General features: G+C 57.6%; 3 protein-coding genes. 1 reads left to right on the forward strand and 2 read right to left on the reverse strand.

Annotation, left to right across the window (positions count from 1 at the left end; genetic code table 11):
- A partial coding sequence (locus NW820_RS11225; RefSeq protein ID WP_414407519.1) for a hypothetical protein occupies window positions 1-203 on the reverse strand: 203 nt, incomplete at its 3' end.
- A gap of 60 nt (window positions 204-263) precedes the next feature.
- Window positions 264-542 (reverse strand): hypothetical protein, encoded by a 279-nt coding sequence (locus tag NW820_RS11230; RefSeq protein WP_414357373.1) that lies wholly within the window; start codon window positions 540-542, stop codon window positions 264-266.
- 452 nt (window positions 543-994) lie between these two features.
- Here NW820_RS11230 and NW820_RS11235 point away from each other — a divergent pair, with 452 nt between their 5' ends.
- Window positions 995-1,843, forward strand: coding sequence for an ABC transporter ATP-binding protein (locus NW820_RS11235; protein ID WP_011433616.1), 849 nt, complete (start codon window positions 995-997; stop codon window positions 1,841-1,843).
- Window positions 1,844-1,886: the final 43 nt, after the last annotated feature.

Raw genomic sequence — 1,886 nt, forward strand, 5'->3', positions numbered from 1 at the left:
CGTTCTCCGGGGAATCGCTCAAACACAGCGGCTGCCAGGGCTTGGCGATCCCGCCGCCATTGCTCCAGCAGGTTGTCCGGCGGCAGCTTGGCCTCTTGAGGGCCAAAGCGATCCAGGTAAGGCAAGCGTCGGCAACGAAAGAAAGCAAGCAGCTCCTCAGCCTCAACAGAACCCTGTCCTGCTGCTGCAACCTGGCACTCCAACGGTGGAAAACCTCAGCTCTGCTGCCATTGTGGCACGCCCCCAGGCTGCCCTCTGATCCTTCAAGACTTGGGATCCTGAGTGGGCAGGAGATGGGCGATGATCCGCTCAATCGTCTCAGATTGGCGACGAGCTGTATCGGCTTGCTGTTGACATATCGTCTTTAACTCTCCCAGCCAGGTGTTGTGCTCCTGGGATATCAGCACCTGTTGTTGAACAATGGCTTTCAGATGGGTCAGGTCATCCTTGACGAAGCTGACGGTCTCGGCCAGGGTCAACACAGCCCCAACCAGGCGATCCAGCCGGAAGTCAATTTGGTCGAACCGGTCTTTGCTCTGCATTTTGCTCAGATCAGATTCAGATTGGTTAGTAGAGGGTATCGGTGGGCGCTGAGGGAGGTCGCTTCACTGAGAAGAAAGCCCCAGTCTGACAGCCAGACCGCTCAAGCTTGTGTCTTTATTGTTACCCATAGGTACAAATACAGCACTAGCCATTTAGCACAACTTCCCCTATCTGCTGTACGCTCATGCCCTGCCCTGCGGACGCAACTCACTCTTCAGGTGCAATGTATGCTATTTGCAGAGCTTAGAGAAAAACCCCAGAGAACGAAATCACAGCCACGCAAAAGCTCAAGAGACAACCCAGACTGCTGCCAGCAGCAGGGATCCCTGATAAGACCTGCAGCTTGCTGACACGGCTGGCGTATGCTGGAGAATAAAGATTTCTTTACACTTTACCGGAGCGGACTGTGACAGCTCTTTCGACGGCCCCAACCTTGCCCCAAACCAAGACGGTGGCGGTGGAAATGCAGGGGGTGTGGAAACGCTTTGGGCAGCAGGTTGCCGTTCAAGATTTGAGCCTGCAGATCCCCCAGGGGGAAGTGTTTGCCCTGTTGGGGCCCAACGGCGCCGGCAAATCCACCACCATCCGCATGCTTACTAGCCTTACCCGACCCAGCCAGGGATCCATCCGGGTGGGGGGGTATGACGTGGTGCGGGATCCGGTGGCGGTGCGGCAGCAAATTGGCGTAGTTCTGCAGCCTATCACCCTAGAGGCAGAGCTGACCGTTTGGGAAAACCTGGAGTTCCACGGGCGTATGCACCACATCCCCAACCCAGAGCGGCAACGGCGCATCGATGAATGGCTGGAGTATGTGCGGCTGGCGGATCGCCGGCAAGACAAAGTGAAAACCCTCTCAGGGGGAATGAAACGACGCTTGCAGGTGGCCAGGGCGTTACTGCATCGCCCCCAGATTTTGTTTTTGGACGAGCCCACCGTCGGGTTGGATCCCCAGGCGCGGCGGCTGTTGTGGGAGATCTTGCGGGATCTCAATCGGCAGGGCATGACCTTGCTGATTACCACCCACTACATGGAGGAGGCAGAAGAGCTGTGCGACCGCATCGGCATCATGGATGGGGGAAGGTTAATCGAGTTGGGCAGCACCGAGCAACTGCGGGCCAAGTATGGAGAGGCCCTGCTGGTGCGATCCTGTCCTGGCCGGGAGGTGGAGTACACCTTTTTCCCCAGCTTGGCGGAAGCTCAGCGGCAGTTGGAAGCTGAACCTGACAAAACCGGCCTCATGGTGCGCCCGGCCAACTTAGAAGACATTTTTGTGCGTTTGACAGGCCGCCGCTTGGATTAACGGGCCCTCACCCCTGGCCCCTCTCCCAACGTGAAGAGGGGAG

The sequence above is a fragment of the Synechococcus sp. R55.7 genome, from assembly GCF_047461955.1.
GTDB lineage: Bacteria > Cyanobacteriota > Cyanobacteriia > Thermostichales > Thermostichaceae > Thermostichus.